General features: G+C 42.3%; 18 protein-coding genes and 6 pseudogenes. 6 read left to right on the plus strand and 18 right to left on the minus strand.

Features of this window, described 5'->3' with window-relative positions; genetic code table 11:
- Nucleotides 1–248: 248 nt before the first annotated feature.
- From spxA to JCM19055_RS17880, 3 genes and pseudogenes are all read right to left on the minus strand, one after another.
- Nucleotides 249–645: pseudogene (gene spxA / locus JCM19055_RS17870) on the minus strand (transcriptional regulator SpxA).
- A gap of 273 nt (nucleotides 646–918) precedes the next feature.
- Entirely contained in the window at nucleotides 919–2079 is a 1161-nt protein-coding gene (locus JCM19055_RS17875) for a putative glycoside hydrolase (protein ID WP_265182325.1), read from the minus strand.
- Nucleotides 2080–2100: 21 nt separating this feature from the next.
- Nucleotides 2101–2376, minus strand: coding sequence for a YciI family protein (locus JCM19055_RS17880; RefSeq protein WP_042360724.1), 276 nt, complete (start codon nucleotides 2374–2376; stop codon nucleotides 2101–2103).
- A gap of 168 nt (nucleotides 2377–2544) precedes the next feature.
- Between JCM19055_RS17880 and JCM19055_RS17885 the strand changes: the two genes are divergently transcribed.
- A complete protein-coding gene (locus tag JCM19055_RS17885; RefSeq protein WP_052366500.1) occupies nucleotides 2545–3390 on the plus strand; it encodes a sodium:calcium antiporter in 846 nt (281 codons plus the stop codon).
- 93 nt (nucleotides 3391–3483) lie between these two features.
- On the opposite strand, the gene JCM19055_RS17890 is transcribed toward JCM19055_RS17885, so the two are convergent.
- The gene (locus JCM19055_RS17890; RefSeq protein ID WP_042360725.1) at nucleotides 3484–3840 is read right to left on the minus strand and encodes a TlpA disulfide reductase family protein; all 357 of its coding nucleotides are present in this window, start codon (nucleotides 3838–3840) and stop codon (nucleotides 3484–3486) included.
- Nucleotides 3797–3979 carry a hypothetical protein gene (locus tag JCM19055_RS27625; protein WP_042360726.1) on the minus strand — a complete coding sequence of 61 codons (183 nt, stop codon included), beginning with the start codon at nucleotides 3977–3979 and terminating at the stop codon, nucleotides 3797–3799. The genes JCM19055_RS17890 and JCM19055_RS27625 overlap by 44 nt, the downstream gene beginning before the upstream one ends.
- Before the next feature lie 55 nt (nucleotides 3980–4034).
- On the opposite strand from JCM19055_RS27625, the gene JCM19055_RS17900 reads away from it, so the two are divergent.
- Nucleotides 4035–4217 (plus strand): hypothetical protein, encoded by a 183-nt coding sequence (locus tag JCM19055_RS17900; protein WP_042360727.1) that lies wholly within the window; start codon nucleotides 4035–4037, stop codon nucleotides 4215–4217.
- Between the two features lie 69 nt (nucleotides 4218–4286).
- Nucleotides 4287–5265, plus strand: a pseudogene (gene trpS / locus JCM19055_RS17905) (tryptophan--tRNA ligase).
- A gap of 245 nt (nucleotides 5266–5510) precedes the next feature.
- On the opposite strand, the pseudogene JCM19055_RS17910 reads toward trpS, so the two are convergent.
- Both JCM19055_RS17910 and JCM19055_RS17915 read right to left on the minus strand, forming a co-directional pair.
- Nucleotides 5511–6262 (minus strand): annotated as a pseudogene (locus JCM19055_RS17910) (DUF3603 family protein).
- A 63-nt stretch (nucleotides 6263–6325) separates the two neighbouring features.
- On the minus strand, nucleotides 6326–6580 hold the full coding sequence (locus JCM19055_RS17915; RefSeq protein ID WP_052366501.1) for a hypothetical protein: 255 nt from the start codon (nucleotides 6578–6580) through the stop codon (nucleotides 6326–6328).
- 215 nt (nucleotides 6581–6795) lie between these two features.
- Between JCM19055_RS17915 and JCM19055_RS17920 the strand changes: the two genes are divergently transcribed.
- The 3 genes from JCM19055_RS17920 to JCM19055_RS25810 all read left to right on the plus strand — a co-directional run bounded on the left by JCM19055_RS17920 (nucleotide 6796) and on the right by JCM19055_RS25810 (nucleotide 10726).
- The gene (locus JCM19055_RS17920; protein ID WP_052366502.1) at nucleotides 6796–8802 is read left to right on the plus strand and encodes a CBS domain-containing protein; all 2007 of its coding nucleotides are present in this window, start codon (nucleotides 6796–6798) and stop codon (nucleotides 8800–8802) included.
- A 404-nt stretch (nucleotides 8803–9206) separates the two neighbouring features.
- A complete protein-coding gene (locus JCM19055_RS17930; RefSeq protein WP_042360729.1) occupies nucleotides 9207–10130 on the plus strand; it encodes an LCP family protein in 924 nt (307 codons plus the stop codon).
- A gap of 155 nt (nucleotides 10131–10285) precedes the next feature.
- Complete coding sequence (locus JCM19055_RS25810) at nucleotides 10286–10726, plus strand: M15 family metallopeptidase (RefSeq protein ID WP_370543217.1); 441 nt, start codon at nucleotides 10286–10288, stop codon at nucleotides 10724–10726.
- A 35-nt stretch (nucleotides 10727–10761) separates the two neighbouring features.
- Here JCM19055_RS25810 and fabF read toward each other — a convergent pair whose 3' ends face one another.
- From fabF to argC, 11 genes and pseudogenes are all read right to left on the minus strand, one after another.
- Nucleotides 10762–12000 carry a beta-ketoacyl-ACP synthase II gene (gene fabF / locus JCM19055_RS17940; protein ID WP_042360731.1) on the minus strand — a complete coding sequence of 413 codons (1239 nt, stop codon included), beginning with the start codon at nucleotides 11998–12000 and terminating at the stop codon, nucleotides 10762–10764.
- Nucleotides 12001–12031: 31 nt separating this feature from the next.
- Nucleotides 12032–12967, minus strand: a pseudogene (locus tag JCM19055_RS17945) (beta-ketoacyl-ACP synthase III).
- An 81-nt stretch (nucleotides 12968–13048) separates the two neighbouring features.
- Nucleotides 13049–13504: a hypothetical protein gene (locus JCM19055_RS27630; RefSeq protein ID WP_042360732.1), complete on the minus strand. Its 456-nt coding sequence runs from the start codon at nucleotides 13502–13504 to the stop codon at nucleotides 13049–13051.
- A gap of 75 nt (nucleotides 13505–13579) precedes the next feature.
- Nucleotides 13580–14077, minus strand: a complete 498-nt coding sequence (locus JCM19055_RS17955; protein WP_152549966.1) for a hypothetical protein — start codon at nucleotides 14075–14077, stop codon at nucleotides 13580–13582.
- A gap of 58 nt (nucleotides 14078–14135) precedes the next feature.
- Nucleotides 14136–15086 (minus strand): ornithine carbamoyltransferase, encoded by a 951-nt coding sequence (gene argF, locus JCM19055_RS17960; RefSeq protein ID WP_042360757.1) that lies wholly within the window; start codon nucleotides 15084–15086, stop codon nucleotides 14136–14138.
- 4 nt (nucleotides 15087–15090) lie between these two features.
- Entirely contained in the window at nucleotides 15091–18246 is a 3156-nt protein-coding gene (locus tag JCM19055_RS17965) for a carbamoyl phosphate synthase large subunit (RefSeq protein WP_042360734.1), read from the minus strand.
- 23 nt (nucleotides 18247–18269) lie between these two features.
- Entirely contained in the window at nucleotides 18270–19310 is a 1041-nt protein-coding gene (locus JCM19055_RS17970; protein WP_052366518.1) for a carbamoyl phosphate synthase small subunit, read from the minus strand.
- Between the two features lie 25 nt (nucleotides 19311–19335).
- Nucleotides 19336–20479: pseudogene (locus JCM19055_RS17975) on the minus strand (acetylornithine transaminase).
- 16 nt (nucleotides 20480–20495) lie between these two features.
- Nucleotides 20496–21125, minus strand: coding sequence for an acetylglutamate kinase (gene argB / locus JCM19055_RS17980; RefSeq protein ID WP_265182326.1), 630 nt, complete (start codon nucleotides 21123–21125; stop codon nucleotides 20496–20498).
- A gap of 131 nt (nucleotides 21126–21256) precedes the next feature.
- Nucleotides 21257–22468 carry a bifunctional ornithine acetyltransferase/N-acetylglutamate synthase gene (gene argJ, locus JCM19055_RS17985; RefSeq protein ID WP_042360758.1) on the minus strand — a complete coding sequence of 404 codons (1212 nt, stop codon included), beginning with the start codon at nucleotides 22466–22468 and terminating at the stop codon, nucleotides 21257–21259.
- A 42-nt stretch (nucleotides 22469–22510) separates the two neighbouring features.
- Nucleotides 22511–23545 (minus strand): annotated as a pseudogene (argC, locus tag JCM19055_RS17990) (N-acetyl-gamma-glutamyl-phosphate reductase).
- Between the last annotated feature and the right edge of the window lie 314 nt (nucleotides 23546–23859).

The raw sequence follows: 23859 nt of genomic DNA on the forward strand, positions 1-23859 counted from the left end.
ACATTATATTCTATACGAACTCTCCGGCTTTGTTAAGGATAACTGTACCATTTCATGAAAAGAATGCTATTCCTAAGGTTGTTCATTTATACCATTTATCAAATGGAATTTCAAGAGCCACATCTGTCATGAAATGTGATCTTAAAAGGTGTTTTATTAGTGTATATCAGAGTGCATACATTTATGAAGTAATTTGCTCATTTAAAGAAAAAAACTTCTACCCGCAAGGTGATAGAAGTTTTACTTTGTCAATTAACGAGCTTCTGCGCTTCTTGCAAGAAATACGTGCGAATTTGGCGTGGTAAGAAACGGCGAATCTCCGCTTCGTTGTATCCGACTTGAAGACGCTTCTCATCAAAAATGATCGGTCTTCTTAGCAAACCAGGGTGTTCACTAATTAACTCAAAGAGTTGCTGGAGTGGTAACGTGTCCACATCAACATTAAGCTCTTGAAAAATCTTCGAGCGCTTTGAGACAATCTCATCGGTTCCATCTTCAGTCATGCGAACAATATCTTTCACCTCAGCAACTGAAAGAGGTTCTGAAAAAAATGTTGCGCTCTTGAAACGGGATGTTATGTTCTTCTAACCAACTTTTCGCTTTTCGACAAGAAGTACAGCTCGGCGAAGTTAACAACGTCACCATAGTAGGACCCTCTCCCTTTTGCAAATAAGTTCAATGCTAAAATGATTACTATTCTCATTTCATCGTGTATTCCATAAAGCAAATTGCTCGTAAGTACACACTTGCTTTGCTTTAAAAAAAGTGAGATTACATTCATTATACAATAATTATTCTAATCTAAGCAAGGTCAATTCTGTGAGCAATTCACCTGATTTTCTCTTCACGTAAGACTTGTACCCTTCGCACTCTTCCCCTAAACCTTTTTTTCCTAAAAAAAATAAACAAAAGCTTAGATTACTTTGTAGAATATGTGCGTTTCGGCGCGTAATTTGTCCCTTCTGAGTAAGTATTTCCAGCATTCCAAATGAGATATTCATCAATCCCGTGATCGTGAAGCGCTTGAATTTGAGCTTCAACTTCTTTGGGTCCGTACGGAATGTACTTGCCTTCGCCGAGCCATGAAGCAGTAAAATCTTGAATCCACGGGCGTGTAATCGGTGGTGATGATAATTCGCTTATCCGCTGATTTTCAACCTTTGCATACGCACTAATTAGCTCATACGGCATCGTGTCCGGTGCTTCAATACCGAAATTGCCACTCCAATGACTCGGATAAATCATTGAGGAAATCACGTCCACTGATTCTGCAATTCGGGAGAAGTTCTGTCCAATCCCAGCCGATTCTTGCTCAACCGTTGCATAACCAAATAAATCCACAGAAACATCAACATCAAACGTCTCTAATTCTTCTTTTGCAAACGATACGAAGTCTGTGACTGCCTGGACACGATCAAAGCGATCATAATTGCCAATTGAATACTCAAGCTCGCGATCTCTCGTCTCAAAACCTTCAGGGAAACGAACATAATCAAATTGAATCTCTTTAAACCCTGCCTTAGCCGCTTCTTTTGCAATCATGATGTTGTGGTGCCACACTTCCTCGAGAAAAGGGTTTACAAACGCTTCTCCTCTTCCGTTAAGCCAAACGTCACCGCTTTCATTTAGAAACGAAAGTTCTGGCTTTTTGTTCGCAAGAAGTGAATCTTTAAAAACGACAATTCGTGCAATCGGATACACGTTATGATCGTTAAGTTCTTTCATCACTGCATCCAAATCTTGAATGTAGTTCGTGGCAATGTCTTTATATGTAGTCGAATGCCCAGGGTCGTACGTTACGTTCCCGTAGTCATCCTTAATATCAATCACCATTGCATTCAAATCACTTTCATCTACAAGAGATAATAATGAATGGAACCTGCTACTACCTGCAGAATGGCTTGATACGTAAATGCCGCGGACTGCATCATCATTAGAGAAGCGTTCAACGTTCAACATTGAATGCTTCTCTAATTGATGAATTTCTTTTCCTAAAATCGATTGATGGGCTTCAATCGTCAGAGGAGAATAAAAGAATAATAAAAGTCCTATTGTAGTTAACAACACAACATGACGCACCCTCAAAACTTCCTTTCGCTACTAAGTAGTTCGAAGATGTCCGACGAGCGCCCACTCATGAATCACATAATCTCTTGCACCGTGTACAACGTATGGATCTTCATTCACCAATTTCTCCACAGCGTCATAAGATGGGGATTCGTAAATAACAAGACCTCCAGAACCGTCAACGAAAGGACCTCTAGCAAGTACATGCCCTGTTTCGTGTAACCGTTCCAAGTAATCTAGGTGTGCTGGTCGGTGTTCTTTCGATTTCTCTTCGTCTTTTAATGGTAAAAACACTGCATAAGTTGCCATGAATAATCGTCTCCTTTTACTATGTTCAAATGTTCCAACGTCTATGGCTGGTAATTATTTGTTTCCCTTTAAACGTATCAAAACAAACGTGTTCATGACAGGTTTCTGTGTGAAACGGTGAATTTTGGGTATACTATCCTTGGAAATACATATAAAGGATGTCGATAAATGGTTTACTTTCTCTTTATTTTAGCTGTTATCGTAACTGTTCTTGCTGCAATCAAGATTAGTACGTATGCCGATGCAATCACCCGTCTTTCTTCAGTCGGTTCCCTGTTTGTCGGAACGTTCCTTCTTGCTGGTGCGACTTCTTTGCCGGAAGTAACGACAAGTGTTACCGCGGTATTTCTAGAAAACCCTGACATGGCCGTTGGAAACGTACTCGGCAGTAACTTATTTAACTTATCAATTCTTGCTGTATTTCTAATTGTTTATCGACATCGCGCGATCCTAACTTCAGTGCACAAGGAACAACGACACACCGCAATCTTAGGTGTATTAATGACAACATTTGTCGTTGTTGCCCTCTTTTATACGATTGAAGTTCCTGTTGTAAACATCGGGATTGAATCGGTTGTTCTACTCGTTCTTTACGGGCTAAGCATCTGGCTTTTACGCGGTGCTGATGAGCAGAGCAGTGATGCTGGTGACGAAGAAGAGACAGAGGAGAAATACACGTTAAAGCATGCGATTACCGGTTTTATTATTGCTGCAATTATCATCTTAATCTCTGGAACCGTCTTAACGTTTAGTGGTGACCAAATCGCGATCTTAACCGGATTAGGTTCGAGTTTTGTCGGAAGCTTTTTAATTGCTACGAGTACATCTCTGCCTGAAGTTGTAACTGTTTATGTTGCGCTTAAACTGAACAACCATAACCTTGCAGCAGCGTCTATTCTCGGTAGCAATTTATTTAACTTACTCATCTTAGTTCTTTGTGACTTTCTTTACCCTGCTCAATTTTACTTGCCGCTTCACCAACGAACATATACACCGGGGGATTCTTACTTTTAAGCAGCCTCGTCGTCACCATTGCCATTTTTAGAGCACAAACGAAACGACTGACTATTGCGCTTCCCTTGTTAATGCTCTTGTTTTACGCTTCCTCTATGGTGCTGCTCTATCTGCTTCGGTAAGAAACGAATGCAGCTTCTCTTTTTGAATCGGTCCAAAAAAACGGGCCGATTCTTCATTTTTTTCATCAAGTAACACGGTTAGCGGTACACCAAACACACCGTATTGTTTACTTACAGAACCCCCTTCGTCGTAGAGCACTGGATAAGGCAACTGATCACCAATTACTTTCACTTCTTCTTTGCTTCGTTCTTCATGAGTCATATTAATGGCCAATACTTGTACATTTTTATCAACTAATTCTTCATACGTTAACGCAAGTTCTGCAATTTCTTCTTGGCATACTTCACACCACGTTGTAAAAAAAGACAGCCAACTTTCGCTTTCCATCAAAATCACTCAGTTCGACTTGCTCACCGTCTGTACTTGTTAAAGTAAAGTTCGTCGGTCCATTTGCAGCTGCATGCAGCGGAAAGCAAAGCATAAGACCAATGAAGCAGAGATAGACAACGCTTTTCATGAATTCCATAGCAACCCTTCCTTCGTTTCTGCTATAATCAGTGTTTAAGGGAGTGGTCATTGACGTGAGGATCGTAACGATGGTTCTTGCAGTCTGTCTACTTGTATTCGTCATTTTGGATTACACGACAGGATACTCGTTTAGAGCAATTGCAATTGCCTTTTTACTCATACTGATTCCAACGTTCGTCTATGAACGATGGCGTAACAGAAAGCAAGAACGTACATTAAAAGATAACGAACAATAACAACCACCGTTTTTAGGTTATACGATTCACCACAGATCCATGTATGGCCATTGTGAAAGGATGAAAAAAATGAAGCGAGTATTCTCTGGCATTCAACCGAGTGGTGTCATTACACTCGGCAATTATTTAGGGGCGTTAAAACATTTCGTCGATCTCCAACATGACTATGAGTCATTGTTTTGTATTGTCGACCAACATGCGGTAACCGTTCCGCAAAACCCCGAAACGCTAAAAGACAATAAGCGAAAGCTTGCAAGTCTATACTTAGCAGCAGGAATAGATCCTAACAAATCAATTATCTTTAACCAATCAGAAGTTCCGGCTCACGCTCAACTCGGATGGATGATGCAATGCATTGCTTATATCGGAGAATTAGAGCGTATGACGCAGTTCAAAGATAAATCAGAAGGAAAAAATGGCGTGTCAGCTGCACTGCTTACGTACCCGCCACTAATGGCAGCAGATATTCTTTTATATAACACTGATGTTGTGCCTGTTGGTGATGACCAGAGACAACATTTAGAGCTTACAAGAACACTTGCTGAGCGATTTAATCGCCAATATGCAGAAATCTTTACGGTCCCTGAAACGGTCGTACTCGGGAAACGGATTATGTCCTTACAGCAACCAGAAAAGAAAATGAGCAAATCTGATGAAAATCAAAAAGCATTCATTTCAATGCTGGATGATGAAAAAACGATTACGAAAAAAATTAAAAGCGCCGTAACCGATTCAGACAATCTGATTCGTTATGATGAGGACAACAAAAAAAGCGGTTAGCAACTTGCTTACGATTTACTCCATTCTTTCTGGAAAAGAAATTAGTCAACTTGAAGCTGATTATGAAGGCAAAGGATACGGGGCTTTTAAAACCGACCTAGCTGAAGTAGCTGTTGATGCACTGCGACCGATCCAGGCGAGGTTTAAAGAGTTATATGAATCTGATGAAGTAGATCGTATTCTTGATGCAGGCGCAGATCGCGCAAATGAAATTGCTATTCCAATGCTACAAAAAGCAGAACAAGCGATGGGATTACTTCGAGACTAAAAAAACACCAGCGTAAGTACGCTGGTGTTTTTTTTATTAGTTCTTTTTCGTGTCATTTCTCCAAACTTTTCCTACAAAAAGGCTTCCGCCAATTGTTCCTACTGCCAAAAGAATGGTAAACACTTGCATGATTGTAATCGCAAGACCGTCCATGTTCTTCCTCCTTGTCCGTAAACCTACACTCATTTCATTATAATGAAAGATTGTTTTCATGTAAATGGAGGACATCTATGTTCGCAAAAATGTTATTTATGCATTTCGCTCTCATGTTGCATGTCCCAGAGCTTCTCAAAGAACGGTTGGCCCTTTACTAGTGCTTCACATAGTTCATAATGTTTCTCTGACCAGCCTTTGCGAATTTCAGTATACATGTGATCCCATGCTTCATCTTTTGTAAGCATTTGAATGTCCATGTATTTATCTGGTGACCATTCGGTATACCAATACCGTACCTCAGAGTCATACCCCGTCGTTTTTAATTGATCGACTGCCATAAATAACAATTGTTTCAGTTGACGTTCTCTTCTCGTTAATCCATACATATCATCAGGATGTGGTGAAAGGATATGGTACTGCTTCTCTGATTTTTCTAGTGCCTCATATTCTCGTTCGTCTTCAAGTTGTACAATTGCTTCCAAAGCAAGCTTCTCTTGTCTAGGTGTTAAACGGCTTTTCCGAATCGGCGTTTCATATCCTAACGTATCAATGGCAATTGCGTTTTTTTCCGTTCGTTGCTACGAAACAATAATCCAGTGGCAACTTTGACATATTTTTACGAAGTGCACTTTTTTTTGTACACCGCATCTAAAAGTAATCTAGGAATTTCTTCTAAACTGTTTTCTAACTGAAAGAATAACGTCTCACTGACTTTGACGACTTCTGCTTGATCTAATACCTCAATTTTATCTTCGCTCTTCCATTCATGGAATGAACATATGTTATAACCATTCTCTTCGCCTTCAAACCAATTGACCCACACATCACGAATCCGTGCCATATGGACGCCCCCTTCCTCTACCATTTAAAATTGTACCTACAGTATAGTCGGGGACGATTTATTTTATTCGTGCTCACTCCTATGATTAACAATTTCATGTTTTTTTTCTTTTTTTCTTCCATTCCTACGGTAGAGGGAGATAAAAGCTAACGATAAACCGCCAAATAAAAAGTATAATTCCGGTCGACGGATGATGAAATCCCAAAATTCGTGTAAGCTATAACCTGACACGATTAAATTGAGGTAAGCGACCATACCAACGCCACCAACTGTTGCTACACTAATGCCAAGTATTGCCATACAAATGCGAAACAGCATGGCACCTTCTCCTCTCTTCTCTTCTTACTAAACTTTATGCACAAAAAATGATGCACATGTGCAGAAACGAGTGTGTGATATGAAGCTCATTGCAACGCATAAACAAACCGATTTTGATGGACTTGCTTCTTTACTAGCCGCAAAAAAAGCTCCACCCCGAAGCTTCCATCTTACTCTCGGGTCAACTAAGCCCTGAAGTTCAGCAGTATGTAAGCTTGCATCGCAACAATTTCTCGTACATCGAGGAACGGGAATTACGTATTGATGAACTTGATCAATTAATTCTCGTTGATACATCAGATCCAGCACGTTGCAGTAACAAACTACAAGACATCCATCCAGTAGAAACGATCATTTACGATCATCATCCAAATGCCCCTAAGGCAAAGGGCATTGTAGCAATGACAGGTGCGTGTGTCACACTATTGTTAGAGGAAATTTATAAGCAGAATTTGGCGATTGAACCTTGGGAACGAACATTATTTGCACTTGGATTGTATAGCGATACGGGCTCTTTTATGTTCGAATCAACGACAGCTCGCGACGTAAAAATGTTAAATCAACTTTTCTCAGACGGAATCTCATTGCAAACCGTCAACCAATTTCATTCTCAAACGTTAACAGAAACGCAACAACACATACTAAAGCGTCTGTTGGACCACTATGAATCCATTAATCATGAAGGAATCTCCTTCGTATACAGTGTGATTGAACTCGATCAATATGTTTCAAACTTAAGTGCGATCGTAGAAAGGTGGGTACCATTAATCGGTGGCGACAGCTGCATTGCCATCGTTAAGATGAAAGACACCATTTTTGTCGTGGCAAGAAGTTCACATGATCGCTTTGATGTTCGTACCTTAATGGAAAAGCTCGGAGGAGGCGGTCATCACGCTGCTGCTGCAGCGACAATTAAAGACCAATCGCTTCAAGACGTAAAAGACGTCATTGATACGCAGTATAAACAAGCCATTAAGCCAGCAACGACCGTTCGTCAAGTGATGAGTACGCCAGTAAAAACTGTCACTGCAGACGCTACAATCGATGATGTTTTACAACAATCGTTACGTTTCGGCCACTCTGGTTTTCCAGTTGTCGATGAAGATCACTTACGCGGTATCATTTCTGTTCGGGATGCGAATAAAGCACATCATCATGGTCTAGGTCATGCCCCTGTTAAAGGTCACATGACTGAGAACGTGATCACGGTTTCAGCAAACACAGCTTTAGAAGAAGCCGAAACCCTTATTATTCAGCACGATATCGGTCGACTTCCTATTATTGAAGATGATCGATTAGTTGGAATTTTGACGAGATCTGATCTTCTCCAATCGCTCTATTCAAGAAAGCCAAAGGAACAAAAGTCGGATGACTGTGTCCAGCTTCCTACTTTTATTCAAAAAGACCTAGAAAGTCTCGGTAGCCTCGCGGATGACTATGGTGTTCACATTTATCTTGTAGGTGGGATTGTGCGTGACCTTCTATTAGATAAAGCAAATGATGACATCGATGTTGTTGTCGAAGGAGACGCCGTACAGTTTGCTGATTTCGTAGGGCGTACATGGCAAAAGGAAGTGGTCGTCCACGAATCGTTCCAAACAGCAAAAGTGAAAGTCTCAGATGATTTAACGATTGACTTAGCAACGACGCGCGCAGAGTATTATGACCATCCTTCAGCATTGCCACAAATCATTCGTACTCACTTAAAAGAAGATATGTACCGCAGAGACTTTACGATTAATGCGATGGCAATCTCCTTAAATCAGGATTCATTTATGAAGCTCATCGATCTTTTTGGCGGAAGACGAGACCTTGAAAAACAATTGCTTCGTCCTCTTCATAATCTTAGTTTTATTGAAGATCCAACTCGAATTCTTCGAGGATTGCGGTTTGAAGGTCGTTTTGGCTTTCGGTTGACCGACGAAGCAGAACGCTTTGCTTCTGATGCGAAAAGCGCTATTTCAAAGCTTTCATTTGAACGCATTGGTCAAGAGTGGGCAAAAGTCACTCAAGAAAAAAGCTATCAACGCATCGCAAAACGACTTGATGAACTGAACCTACTCACTTCATTCTTTACCGGTGCTACATACGCTTCAAATGTTGCAAGCGTCTACACTTGTATAGCTAATGAGCGTCTAGATGAGCACCCGTTTTTTTACGTTATATCCATTGTACGTACAAAATGTCTCTTCTTTACAATTCATCGCGAAAACAAAATATGAAAAAAGAATCATGAAAGAGCTTATTGAACTAGATCACTTAGACGTTCAATCATTACAAACATACGGTTCATGGCACGAAAAAAACGCATCACTTGCAACAGTCATCACTGTTACTTTTTAATTGCGCAGTTTCACTTCCAATTTCATTAAAGAGCTATGTTACAAAACGTGAACACTTGGATGTACGATTGCGAGCCGAAGAGCTCATTGAACTCGGCGTTCAGAAAGGTCCTGAAATCTCACGACAACTTCTACAGCTAGAATGCAAACAACTAGACAACCCATCCTTAACAAAAGAGGAGGCCATTGCGTTTATAAAAAAATATCTTTATAAATTTGTAATAGATATTTTATAATCGCAATCTTTCTGTTATAATTATGAGTCGAAACGGAGGGGGACAGCAATGAGAAAGATTAACGACCTTTTATTTGGAAAAGTTACAATCAACAAGGTCTATTTCCTTCTTGTTCTTGTCATTCTGCTGGTTGCGATTCCACTGGGTTTTCAAAGCACGAACAGTCTCATTGCATCTGATGAGTTGGATGAGCAAACATTACATGCTCAACAAGCGATCAACGAATCTGTTAGTGACATTGAGGCGGTCGATGAACCGTTTCAAGTGCTGATGTTCTCAGTTAATGATCAAGAGTCTGATAACAGTTCAGCAATTATGCTCGCTCAATTTGACCCGGCCGATGGCGATACAAGAATCGTATCATTGCTTAGTGACAGCTACGTATCAGTACCTGGACATCAGAATCATAAGCTAGGCTCTGTTTATCAACTAGGGGGACTAGAGCTTTTAGAAGACACACTTCTAGAAAACTTCCAATTATCAGTTGACTATTTCGTTAAGGTAGATATAGAAGGATTCGCGAGCATGGTTAACACGATTGCTCCAACAGGAATCAACCTTGACAATCAACGATATTATGGAGAAGATTTCGTGCACTATATTCGAGACGTAGGTCAAGGGGAGTTTGATCGCACAAACCGCCACCAACAAATCGTATCGCACATTCACGATTATTTGCTCGATAATATGACCGTTCGTGATGCACAAACGTTAATTGCAGCGTTCACGACACATCTAGAAACGAATATACCTACTGGTAAATTGTTTAGAATCAGCACGGATTATATTAATTCAGCATCTGATTCAATCGCAGCCATTACCATTCCATATAGAGATAGTTACACTTATGAATACTCTTTGAATAAAGATGAAGAAATCATTTCTTTCGACTCACAATTAAACAAAGATTACCTTCATTCGTTTTTAGATGAACAATTATCATTAGATGAACTCGACCATGACTTCGAATAACTCATGGCGAGTTTTTTTTCTGTAGGAGACTTGTGTACAGGTGAGAGCATTCCTTTCTTTCTTATTTACATTATCGTTTGTATTCGTAATTTTTTTTCGTTATTCATTTTTATGAAGAACAACAATCTGAACGCAAAGCACTCGCTGAAGAAATCATTGTAGAAGAAGAATTACACCAAGAAATTGTCTCAAAGAAAGAAACGTTAATTGATCAAGCTTCTGATATCGGAATTACAGTCGTTATAACAGATGGGTATCGAACATTCGCTGAACAAGATGAGCTTTATGCAAGAGGCAGGCAGGATGACGGACAAATTGTCACCCACGCACAAGGCGGTGAATCGTACCACAATTATGGGCTTGCAATCGATTACGCCCTCATGAATGATGCTGGAGAAGTCATTTGGGACATTGACTTTGACGGGAATGGAAATGGCAAATCGGATTGGTACGAAGTCGCTGAAATTGCTGAATCTCTCGGGTTTGAATGGGGTGGCCGCTGGTCGCACTTTCCTGACTACCCCCATTTGCAGATGACGTTTGACTTTTCCATCCGTGAACTTCAAGAAGCACATGAAACGATTCACACGGAATAAAAAAAGGCTTGCCATATACATGACAAGCCTTTTTACTATTGCTTAAATCGTTTAAAGAGTAGGGTTGCGTTATGCCCACCAAAACCGAATGAATTGTTCAACGCTGCATCTCCGTTAAACGCTTTTTTCTCATTCGCCGCATAATCCAAGTCACATTCTGGATCTTTTTCATGCAAGTTAATCGTCGGTGGTGCGATTCGGTCCTCTAACGCTTTAATCGTAAAGATTGACTCTACTGCACCCGTCGAACCAAGCATATGGCCGGTCATCGATTTCGTAGAGCTTACGATTAGCTCTTTGGCATGATCTTGGAACACGTCCTTGATTGCCATCGTCTCGTATTTATCATTGTATGGTGTGCTCGTTCCATGCGCATTGATATAACCAACGTCTGCTTTATCAATACCCGCATCTTCAATTGCAAGTTCCATTGAACGTTTAGCACCTTCGCCTTCAGGTGCAGGCGCAGTCATATGATACGCATCCCCTGTTGCCCCGTAGCCAACGATCTCTGCATAAATATGAGCACCACGTTCCTGTGCGCTTTCCAACGATTCAAGAATCAAAATCCCAGCACCTTCACCGATTACAAATCCATCACGATTTGCATCAAATGGTCGCGATGCTTCCTTAGGGTTGTCGTTCGTCGTAATTGCTTTTGCCGATGCGAAACCCGCTACTGCCATGCTCGTAATCGGAGCTTCACTACCCCCTGTAATCATCGCATCTGCCTCGCCGCGTTCGATGACGCGAAACGCATCCCCAATCGCATTTGTTCCTGAAGCACATGCGGTTACTGTACAAGAGTTAATTCCTTTTGCGCCAAACCGAATCGATACTTGTCCAGCAGCCATATCCGGAATCATCATTGGTACGAAAAACGGACTCACTCTTCGAGCACCTTTTTCTAAAAACGTGCGAAATTGTGATTCATACGTTTCCATACCACCGATTCCTGATCCAATCCAGACGCCAACTCTCGTAGCGTTGTCGTCGTTAATCTCAAACTTCGCATCATCAAGAGCCATTTTCGCAGAAGCAACCGCGTATTGAGTAAAGCGGTCCATTTTACGCGCGTCTTTTTTATCCATATACTGCTCTGGATTGAAGTCTTTCACTTCACCTGCGACATGCACATTAAACAGTTCTCGATCTAAGCGTTCCATATAGTCAATTCCAGTTTCTCCAGCTAATGCCCGACCAAACGAGCGTTCAACGTCATTTCCTAAAGGATTAACCGTACCCATCCCTGTAACTACTACACGACGTGTCATTTTCTTCTCTCCTTTAATACAAAAAAATGATTTAACGACCCCAATAAAGTGCGATTCCACCCCATGCAAGGCCGGCGCCAAAGCTACCATGACGACAAGGTCTCCGTCTTTAATCTTACCATCATTTAACTCTTCAACAAGAGCAATTGGAATGGATGCCGCTGATGTATTCCCATACTTATGAACGGTCTCAGCCATCTTCTCTTTCGGCAAATCCAATCGTTGTCTCGCAGCTTCCATAATTCGTATATTCGCTTGGTGCGGAACGAGGAAATCCACATCATCTTTCGTTAAGTTCGCTTTTTCAACGAGATTCATACACGTGTCACCCATTTGACGAACGGCAAACTTAAACACTTCACGTCCGTTCATAATAATTTGCGGGTCCGCTTTAATGTGATCCGCGCCTGCACCATTTGCACCTAGCTCAAAGGAAACAATTCCTCGGTTGTCTGCAACTGGTCCAACTACAGCAGCACCTGCACCATCTCCAAATAATACTGCCGTGTTGCGATCTTCAAAGTTCGTTACTTTAGAAAGCTTCTCTGCACCTACGACGAGAATCTTGTCGTATGTACCTGTTTGAATAAATTGACTCGCTGTAACGACACCGTATATAAACCCTGCACAAGCTGCACCGACGTCCATTGCAGCAGCGTTTTTAGCACCGAGTCGCTCTTGGATCAACGTGGATACCGAAGGAAACAAATAGTCCCCTGTTACTGAAGCTACAACAATCAAATCAAGCTCTAAAGGATCTACTTCAGCATTTTTTTAATGCATCCAATGCCGCATAATATGACATGTCCGAAGTATTTATATCATCATGTGCAAATACACGTTGTTCAATGCCCGTTCTTGAACGAATCCATTCATCTGACGTATCAAGTGATTGTTCAAATTCCGAATTCTTGACAACTTTTCCGTCTGTATAACGCCCAACACCATAAATCCCTGCTCGTCGCATCCCCGTGCCTCCCTAGTTCTACCTTAGTTTACACTTAGTATTATGACCTAGTACCAATTATAATGCAGATCATCGTCGACTTCAATGACAAAAACCACAGATGAATAGATTCATCTGTGGCAAAAGGTTACCATTTCGGTCTTGGTCGTCCGTATGGACCAAAGTTCGGTCCAAAATTCGGGCCGAAGCTCGGTCCAAAGCCCGGACCGTAGTTTGGTCCGAAATTCGGACCATAATTAGGACCGTAATTCGGTCCCCCATAAAAATATCCCGGTGGTCCTGGGGGTCCCGGTGGCCCAGGAGGTCCTGGTGGTCCGTACTTTCCATACCCCCACCAAAACCGCCAAAGAACAATGGTCCGACCGCTAAGCCTGCCAAAAAGGGCAAGAATGGACCAAAAAAATCGTTCATCTTTTCCATGAGGACATGGTGACCTTGATGGCGATCAGGACGTTGACTATACGCTTGGCGATAAGGGTATTCTACATAGCCACTATACCGCCCGTGCCTCACTGTATCTGCGTACGTTCGTTGCATGGGTACCTCCCTTTCTAATCGTTAACTATCCTATGATTAAACAAGGGTTTTGCGCCTGTACAACGGACAAAGATTTCACGATCGACGTAATACGAGAAACTCAACGAGAAACCCAGCTGCAATTGCCACCAGAATATTTCCCCACTCTGGCAAAGGAGTGAATAGATCTAGCATTAAATAACTGCTAATCGCAATAATTCCAAATAAAATTATACCTAAAACGTGTCGATTCAAATTCATCACTACTCTCTGATTCGCTCTCTCCATTGTAGCGCAACTTTCATCAGCTAAAAAGTAACGGTGTTGACGTGAGGGGTTTTTTTGTTTGTAATGCATGGTGATTGCTATAGCACTTGATTGGCAATTCGGGCTTGGGCTGGGCTGCGCTATTCTTGTTCCACGCACACTCTCTCTTGTTCCACGATCCACGGCTCTTGTTCCACCCTCCATCACTCTTGTTCCACGCTCCACGGCTCTTGTTCCATGCTCCTCGACTCTTGTTCCACACACACTCTCTCTTGTGCCACGCTCCAAGATTCTTGTTCCACGCTCCCCGACTCTTATTCCGCGCATCCCAGACTTAATCCATACAAAAAAACCGGTTGAGAGGTTCGCCTCTCAACCAGCTGCATTAGCCAATAACACTCTGTAAGATTGCTTTTTGAACGTGCAAGCGATTTTCTGCTTGGTCGAAGACGATGGAATGCTCTCCTTCTAATACGTCTTCTGTTACTTCTTCGCCGCGGTGTGCAGGCAAACAGTGCATAAATTTCGCTTCAGGTTTTGCTGCTTCCATAAGCGACTCATTTACTTGATATGCTTTAAAAATTTCAATGCGACTTTGTTGTTCTTCTTCCGCACCCATACTCGTCCATACGTCCGTGTAGATTACGTCTGCATCTTGAACTGCTTCATGAGGGTCTACGATGTGTTCGATGATGCTGCCGGTTTCTTTTGCGACAGCTTTTGCTTTTTCCCATACTGCTTCGTCTCCAGTATGACCAACTGGTGCTGCCATCGTAAAGTGAATGCCTAACTTGGCGCAAATGATCATTAATGAAATCGCAACATTATTTCCGTCTCCAACATATACAACCTTCAGACCATGCAAATCGGTGAATTGCTCTTTCAATGTCATCGCATCAGCAAGGGCTTGGCAAGGATGATCTTCATCTGTTAAAGCATTAATGACTGGAACTTCGCTCATTTCAGCGAGTTTCTTGACCATTTTGTGATCATTGGCGCGAATCATGATCGCATCCACATACCTAGACATGACTCTCGCTGTGTCTTGAACCGGTTCTCCTCGACCGATTTGCATATCTTTGCCGCTTAAAAATAATGAATGGCCACCGAGTTGTGTCATGCCGACTTCAAAAGAGACTCTCGTACGCGTCGATGCATTTTGAAAAATCATTCCGAGTGATTTCCCTTTTAGCGTTTCATGGGGAATCCCTTCTTGTAATTGCTCTTTTAAAACGAGTGATTGTTGGAGCAATCGTTCGATTTCAATACTCGTAAAATCAAGCCAAGTTAATACATCTTTACCGACCATACCACCTGTTGTCAGTTGCTGTTGCATCGTCTCACGTCCTTTGTAAGTCTTTCTTTTGCCATTCATCAAGCGATAGAGAATGTCGTTCTTTAAAGTCCATTCCTTGAACGAGTGCATGTAATGTTTCGCTATGCGTCGTTAATTGAATTCGATTGCGCTTTGCTTTTTCGCGCTGGTCTTTATAATGTTTTGATCCGAGGTCTGGAATACTCACGTATAAACGTGCATCTTCTTTCGTGATCCACTCATTGAATTGTTCACTCGAGCCTTGAACGATTGTGAACCCACTTTGCTCTAGCTTTTCTAGATCGGTACGAATAAGCGATTGTTGCGCCTCTCCAGCATCAACAAAGATCGAACCGCTATTCTCTGTGTAGATTTTCGGTGTTTGATCGTCTTTCCATGCAAAGGCTTGTTGGAATGCCTCTTCAACGGTTGACCCGAAGCTGAGCGTTTCACCTGTTGATTTCATTTCAGCACTTAAGAGCATATCAACATCTGGTAATTTTTCGGTTGAGAAAACCGGAGCTTTCACTGAGTAAAATGAAGGCTCTTCTAGAAGACCAACAGACGGAACACACGCTTCAAATGGTTTACCGAGCAACAATTGAACAGCACAATCAACGAGATCTATATTAGTAATCTTTGCAAAGATCGGGACTGTACGAGAAGCTCTCGGATTGATTTCAATTACGAACAACGTGTTATTTTCATAAACAAATTGAATGTTGAATAAGCCGACAAATGATACATGCTTTGCGATCTTCGTCGTATATGAAACGATGGTTTCTTTCAATGAATCAGGGATGGAGTATGGGGGTGTCACGGCCATCGAGTCACCGGAGTGTACGCCTGCTTTTTCAACGTGTTCAAAGATTCCTGGTATAAAACACTGCTCACCGTCTGTAACAACGTCTACTTCAAGTTCTTTTCCTGCAACATAACGATCAATTAAAATCGGGTATGCGACTTCATTAAGTGAGTCGTTCAAATACGCTTTTAATTCCGCCTCGCTCGTAAAAATCGCCATGCCTTCTCCACCAATTACGTACGATGGTCGCAACAACACTGGATATCCGATCTCACTTGCTTTCATCTCAGTATCCGCTGCGTTCATCCCGGTTGTACCAGGAATGTGAGGAATGTCTAACGTTTGCATTAACTCATAGAATCTTCCTCTGTCTTCCAACTGATCGATTACATCAAATGTTGCCCCGTATAAAGGAATTCCAGCTTTTTCGAGCGCTTCGGTTAACTTAACGCCTGTTTGTCCTCCAAGCTGCAATAGCACACCTTGAACATTTTCACGTTTTGCTACGTGAATGACGTCCTCTGCAGTGAGTGGTTCAAAATAGAGTTTGTCAGCAGTTTCATAGTCTGTGCTCACCGTTTCTGGGTTGTTGTTAATCATAATCGTTTCATAACCCATGCGCTTTAATGAATGGGCGGCACTCACAGAACAGTAATCAAATTCAATCCCTTGCCCGATTCGAATTGGACCTGAACCGACAATTAGCACAGACGGTTTCTCTGTTAAGTGATGATCACCTTTTGTACCCCAAGTAGAGTAATAATACGGTGTCTCTGCCATGAACTCTCCAGCACACGTATCCACTTGCTGATAGCTCGGATACAGATCGTAACGCTCTCGTAACTGCGTAATATTCTGTTCGGTTGTATTCATCGCTTTCGCAAGCGCCACATCTGTAAAACCGCTTTTCTTTAATTCATATAATGTATCACGGTCAACGCCTTCAAACTCCAGGCTCTCCGCTAACTGCTCTAACTCAATTAAACGCTTGAAGTGTTGCAAATAGAAATGATCAATGCCTGTTTGTTCGTGCAATGTATCAATGGTCACGTTTCTTCGGAGCAGTTCAAGTAACGTAAAGAAACGCTGATCATCCGCTTTTTCAATTCGTTGGATTAGTTCATCGGTTGCAATTGCTTCAATGCTTGCTACCTTTAAGCCATCGACTGGAATTTCTAATGAACGGACAGCCTTTTGCAGCCCTGCTTGTAAGTTTCGTTCAATCGCCATAACTTCGCCAGTTGCTTTCATCTGCGTTCCAAGTTCTCGATTCCCATCTTTGAATTTATCAAACGGCCAACGAGGGAACTTCACGATCACGTAATCAAGTGCAGGTTCAAAGCTAGCATACGTGTGTGCAGTAACAGGGTTTTTCAACTCATGTAGGTGATAACCGACACCAAGCTTCGCTGCAATTCTTGCAATTGGGTACCCTGTTGCTTTTGAAGCAAGCGCTGAAGAACGACTTACACGGGGATTTACTTCAATGAGATAATATTGATTACTTGACGGATCAAGCGCAAACTGAATGTTACATCCACCAACGATACCGAGTGCTCGAATGACTTTGATTGAAGCAGAACGAAGCATTTGATAGTCATGGTCACTTAACGTTTGCGACGGCGCAACGACGATGCTATCTCCTGTATGAACACCTACAGGGTCGATGTTCTCCATGTTACAAATCGTAATGCACGTATCGTTATCATCACGCATCACTTCGTACTCAATTTCTTTAAACCCTGCAATGCTCTGTTCAATTAAACATTGAGTAATCGGACTCGCCGCTAGTCCTCCAGCAACAATCTCCTTTAGTTGCTCTTTTGAGTATGCATGACCGCCTCCTGCGCCTCCTAACGTATAGGCAGGGCGAACGATAATCGGAAACCCGACAACATCTGCAAATTGTACGGCTTCATCTACAGTCGATACAATTTCACTTTCTGGAACGGGTTCGTTAATGTCATGCATTAACGCTCGAAACAATTCGCGGTCTTCTCCTTGTTGAATTGATTGCATGGATGTTCCTAACAACTGAACGTTGTATTGTTCAAAAATGCCTTCATTGTACGCTGCAAGAGCCAAGTTGAGACCCGTTTGACCGCCAACACTTGCGAGCAGTCCATCGGGGCGCTCTTTTTCTATAATTTTAGTTAATACTTCTACAGTTAATGGCTCGAAATAGACACGATCTGCACATTGTTCATCAGTCATGACAGTGGCAGGGTTGTTGTTTAAAAGAACAACTTCACACCCTTCTTCTTTCAAAGCCAAACATGCCTGAGTACCTGCGTAGTCGAACTCTGCTGCTTGCCCGATCACAATGGGGCCTGATCCTAATACGAGGATTTTTCTAAGATGTTGTTGTTTAGGCATGGATGGTCACTTCTTTCTTTTTCTCAATGGATGCAAAAAAACTGATGGAAAAGTGGGTGGCTGTCTTTCGGTCCAGGGCTTGCTTCTGGATGGTATTGAACGGTAAAAAGCGGAAGCTCTTCATGCTTTAATCCTTCAATTGACCCATCGTTAATATTGACGTGTGTCACTTGCATTTCACTGTGACCAATCGTCTCATCATCAACGACAAAACCGTGATTTTGAGCCGTCATATCGACTTTTTGTGTAGCAATTTCTAAGACGGGTTGATTCGCTCCTCGATGACCGAACTTTAACTTCTTCGTATCCGCTCCGAATGCTAACGCTAAAAGCTGATGACCGAGACAAATAGCAAACGTTGGATACACACTCGCTACTTTTCGATAAATGTGCAATTCATGCTCCAGTTGTTTCGGGTTACCCGGACCATTTGAGAACAATACACCATCGACATCCAAATGTTGAATCGTTTCATATGGTGTATCAAATGGAACGACGCTTACTTTGGCACCTAATTGAGTAAGCTCTTGAATCATCGCTCTTTTATGACCGAAATCGTACAATGCGATATGCGTATCTCCCGCTCCATACGTTTCGATTTGTTTTGTTGATACTTCCTTGACGAATGGGTATTCATCGACAGGTTGATAATTCGACCAATCAACACCATCCAAATCTGTCGTAATAACAGCGCCCATCGCGCCTTGCTCTCTTAAACATTTCACGAGCGCTCTCGTATCGACATCAACAATGATTGGAACATTCATGTTATTCGCTTCATTCATAACACTTTTCTTTGATAAATAGTGGTATCCTTCTTCCGAACATTCGCCAATGACTAGCGCATTCGCTTGCCACTCTTCGCTTTGAGATGTGTAATCTTGAATGCCGTAATTCCCGATGAGCGGGTACGTGAAAATGACAATTTGACCCCGGTAAGATGGATCGGTCGCCACTTCTTGATAGCCAGTCATCCCCGTGAAGAACACTGCTTCACCGTATGTACCTGACTCATTACCACCGATGACCTTACCTGTGAACACTTCACCATTCTCTAAAACAATATACCTTTCATCGTCTTCATCTCCTTTATGCTGACAACTCTTGAATCGTCTGTATAACCGTTTGTATTCCTTCTTCAAGCAATGTTGAATCGATGGTGAGAGGTGGCAACAACCGTACTACGTACTCACCCGCTTGCAATGCAAGAATGTTTTTCTTTTGTAGTTCTAAAACGACATCACTGGACTTTAAGTCAAGTTCAATCCCAATCATAAGTCCTTTACCGCGGATCTCTTTTACTGCATCGTTCTGTCCAAGCCCTTTTTGAAGGAGCGATAACGTGAGATCACCTTTTTCTTTTACGGATTCAAATAGATGATCATTCATCTCATTTAAAGTCGCATTCACCGCTGCCATTGCCAATGGGTTCCCACCGAATGTACTGCCATGCTTCCGTAACTAAATGAATCTGCAAGTTCTTTCTTACCGATCATTGCACCGACTGGAAATCCGTTCGCAACACCTTTTGCAGTCGTCACAATATCAGGCGACAATGGAATTTGTTGATACGCAAATGCAGCACCTACACGCCCGTTTCCTGTTTGTATTTCATCGATGATTAGAAGAGCTCCTACATCTTTTGCCATCCGTTCGATCGCTTGTAAGTATTCAGTGGTCCCTTCATGAACACCACCTTCACCTTGCACAATTTCAATCATAATTGCCGCTGTATCTTCAGTATCTTCGCTTTCATGGCTTCTACATCGATAAAAGGTACGTAAGAAAACCCAGGCAAATCCGGTCCAAAACCTAGTCGAACTTTCTCCTGACCTGTTGCTGCCATACCACCATACGTTCGACCATGAAATGATTGTTCGCACGTTATAATTTCGTGTTTTCCTGTTGCTTTTCGAGCAAGTTTGATCGCTGCTTCATTTGCTTCAGCACCACTATTTGCGAAAAACACATAATCTAAGCCTGATAAGGAAGCTAGTTTGTCTGCTGCTTGTTGTTGGAGCTCATAATGAAAAAGATTCGAACCGTGCATCCCTTTTTGTAACTGTTCTTGGATCGCATTGGTAACACCTTGATGGTTGTGGCCAAGATTTACGGTTCCAATTCCACTCATTAAATCGAGGTACGGTTGACCATTTGCGATAATCGTACTATCAAAAGCTTTCTCAAAGGTTAAATCCCATCGTTTATACGTATTAAAAAGGTGATTTTGCATCCCAATACTCTCCTATTTATGAACCGTGAAGTTGAACTTGTTTCGTAATCGATGTTCCTAATCCTCGACTATATGCTCCGACGATTCGTACTGTCTTAATGCGCCCTGATAACGAATGCAGTGCTGCTTTTACTTTTGGGATCATCCCACCGTAAATCGTTCCGTCTTCCATGAGCGTATTAACCTCATCATCGGTAAGATGGTCAATTAATTGATCGTCTTTCATAATTCCGGGTACATCCGTAACGAAGACGATTTCTTCAGCCTTCAATGCAGAAGCATAATGAGAAGCTGCCGTATCTGCATTCATGTTCAGCCGCATTCCATCTGGACCTGCGACGATTGGTGAAATGACCGGAACATATCCAGCTTCTGCTAACTGTTCAATCAGCGTAGGGTCCACATGTTCAGCAACTCCTACGAGACCGAATTTCGTTTCGTCTAGTAGCTTCGCTTGAATGAGGGGGCCGTCGTATCCAGAGAGCCCTACACTTTTCATGCCAGCTTTTTGAACACCACGACAAATCGCTGGGTTCACTTTACCGTTAAACACTAAGTCAGCAACTGCCATCACTTCGGGCGTCGTTTTGCGAAGTCCATCGACAAACGTTGACGTGACGTCCATCTTTTCTAACATGTCATTCACATCGCTTCCACGCCGTGTACGATGACGAGCTTCTTGCCTCGGTCTTGCAACTCTTTAATCGCTAGAAAAAAATGGATCGGACAATTTATTTACGACAGAGCCGCCACATTTAATGACAACGTATTCACTACTCATGTTCGATACCCCGCATTAATGCGAACATAATCGTACGTTAAATCGCATCCCCAAGCTTTACCAACACCTTCACCTACATGTAAATGAACGTGAATCGTAACTTCTTCACCTTTTAAGTAGGCAAGCACTTCCTCTTCACTAAACATGACAGGCTCACTATTTAGCAGGGTGTCGTATGATCCAATGGCAATATCAATCGTGTCTGGGTCAATTGTTACGCCTGCATAACCGATGGCACATATAATTCGTCCCCAATTGGCATCTGTTCCATAAATTGCTGTTTTTACGAGATCGCTGCCGACGATTTGCTTTGCAATTTTCCCCGCGTCCGCATCTGTTGGTGCACCGCTAACTTGTACTTCAATTAGCTTCGTTGCCCCTTCCCCGTCCCGTGCAATTTGTTTGGACAATGATTCACTCACTGCCTGCATTGCACTAACAAATTGCAGCCACTCTGGGTGTGCTTCACTTAACTCCGCATGGTCAACTGCTGCACTTGCAAGCGCAAGCACCATATCATTCGTTGACGTATCACCATCAACAGTGATGCGATTGTACGTCTGATCTGTCACGTTCGACAATACACGTTGTAACGCCTCATGGCTGATGTTCGCGTCAGTCGTCATAAATCCGAGCATCGTCGCCATATTCGGATGGATCATTCCTGACCCTTTAGCGACACCCGCAACTGTAACGACTTTCCCGTCAATCACCGTTTGCACGCACGCCGACTTCGTAAACGTATCGGTCGTAAGAATTGCTTGTGCAAATTGCTCTGCACCTTGATCCGTTGCGACTGGCTCAAGTAGTTCGATGCCTGGAATGATTTTTTCCATCTTCATTCGCTCACCGATTAAGCCCGTTGAAGCGACTGCGATATCTTCAGGTTGAATGGCGAATGTTTTTGCGGCTTTTTCCTGCACTTCATAGGCATCAATTAACCCTTGTTTTCCTGTGCATGCATTTGCATGGCCGCTATTTACAACGACAGCTTGGATCTTCCCATTTGTTTGAATCGCTTCTTTTGTGACAGCGATCGGCGCTGCTTGAATTTGATTCAATGTATAGACCGCTGCTGCTGCAACAGGTTGGTCACAATAAATGACACCAAGGTCGTTACGCTTTCTTTTCACTTTCGTATGAATGCCGTCACTTTTAAATCCTTTTGGCGTCGTAATCGTTCCGTTCACTGCTTCAATGGCTTGCATTGCTACTGTTTGTGCGTTTGCCACGTCCTTCACTCCTTATCCTTAAGGATATACAGGCATTGCCCACAACCCTTCAGTTTCTTCGAAACCTTGCATCAAGTTCATGTTTTGGATCGCTTGCCCTGCTGCACCTTTCACAAGGTTGTCAATCACTGATATGACGGTAATTCTCCCCGTTCTTTCGTCTAGATGATATGAAATGTTCGTGAAATTACTACCGTATACTTCTTTTGTAGCTGGATATCTTGATGAATTCACGCGAACAAATGGTGTTTTTTTCATAGGCATCTCGATAGATCTGTTCAACTTTTGTTTTCGTTAATGAGTCGTCAACTTTTGCATACATCGTCGCCATAATCCCTCTAGACATCGGGACTAGGTGAGGAGTAAACGTAATCGGTTCTTTAAAACCGACCCACTGCTCGAGTTGTTGTTCAATTTCAGGTGTATGTTTATGTTGATTTACTTTATATACTTTGAATGAGTCATTCATTTCCGCAAAGTGAGTCATTTCACTCGGGTTTTTGCCAGCTCCAGTCGTTCCTGACTTGGCATCAATAATTAATGTCGAAGTGTCAATCACATTGTTGTGTGCAAGTGGCGCAAGCCCTAAAAGCACCGCCGTAGGATAGCAACCTGGGTTTGCAATCAATTTCGCCTTCGCGATGTCTTCGCGATTCCATTCACTAAGGCCGTATACTGCTTTTTCTACGAGGGAAGATTTCGCCGCTGGTCGCCCGTACCAATCTTCATAGATTGAACCGTCGAGCAAACGGAAATCTCCTGACAAATCAATCACTTTCGCTTGACCATCAATTAAGTATTCCATCAGTTCGGCTGCAACTCCTGGAGGTGCCGATACAAAAATCACATCGTATTCATCAGCTAATTGATGTGCATCTACACTTTTCAAAACCCCTTGATAAATGTCTTGGACATGGGGGTAAATATCATCATAATTCATGCCTGCTTGTGATGAGGAAAACACGGAAAGTTCAGATACGTGCCGGTGCTGTCTGAGTAAACGTATCAATCTATGCCTCCATAACCTGTAGCTCCGACGATCGCAACCCTCATAATTCCTCACTCCTATTTATATTTATGCATCTATTGATTTGATTATAAACGTGAGTAAACATAAATTCAAGTGTATTTTTATAATAATTAATGAAAAAAAACACACAGCATAATCACTGTGTGTTTACGATTCATTTTCGGTTGTTAGTCCCTTCAGGTCTTCAACGATCGGGCTTACGTCGTTTTCAAGTCCATCATAAAAACGGATAACTTGATTGTCAGGATCTAAGATAAAAAAAGTAAGTCGTATGCATAATATCATCTTCCGCTGGCTGAACAATCGTATTAAACGATTCTGTAGCAATCTCCTGAAT

Source organism: Geomicrobium sp. JCM 19055, from assembly GCF_000698185.1.
Taxonomy (GTDB): Bacteria; Bacillota; Bacilli; order Bacillales; family Marinococcaceae; genus Geomicrobium_A; species Geomicrobium_A sediminis.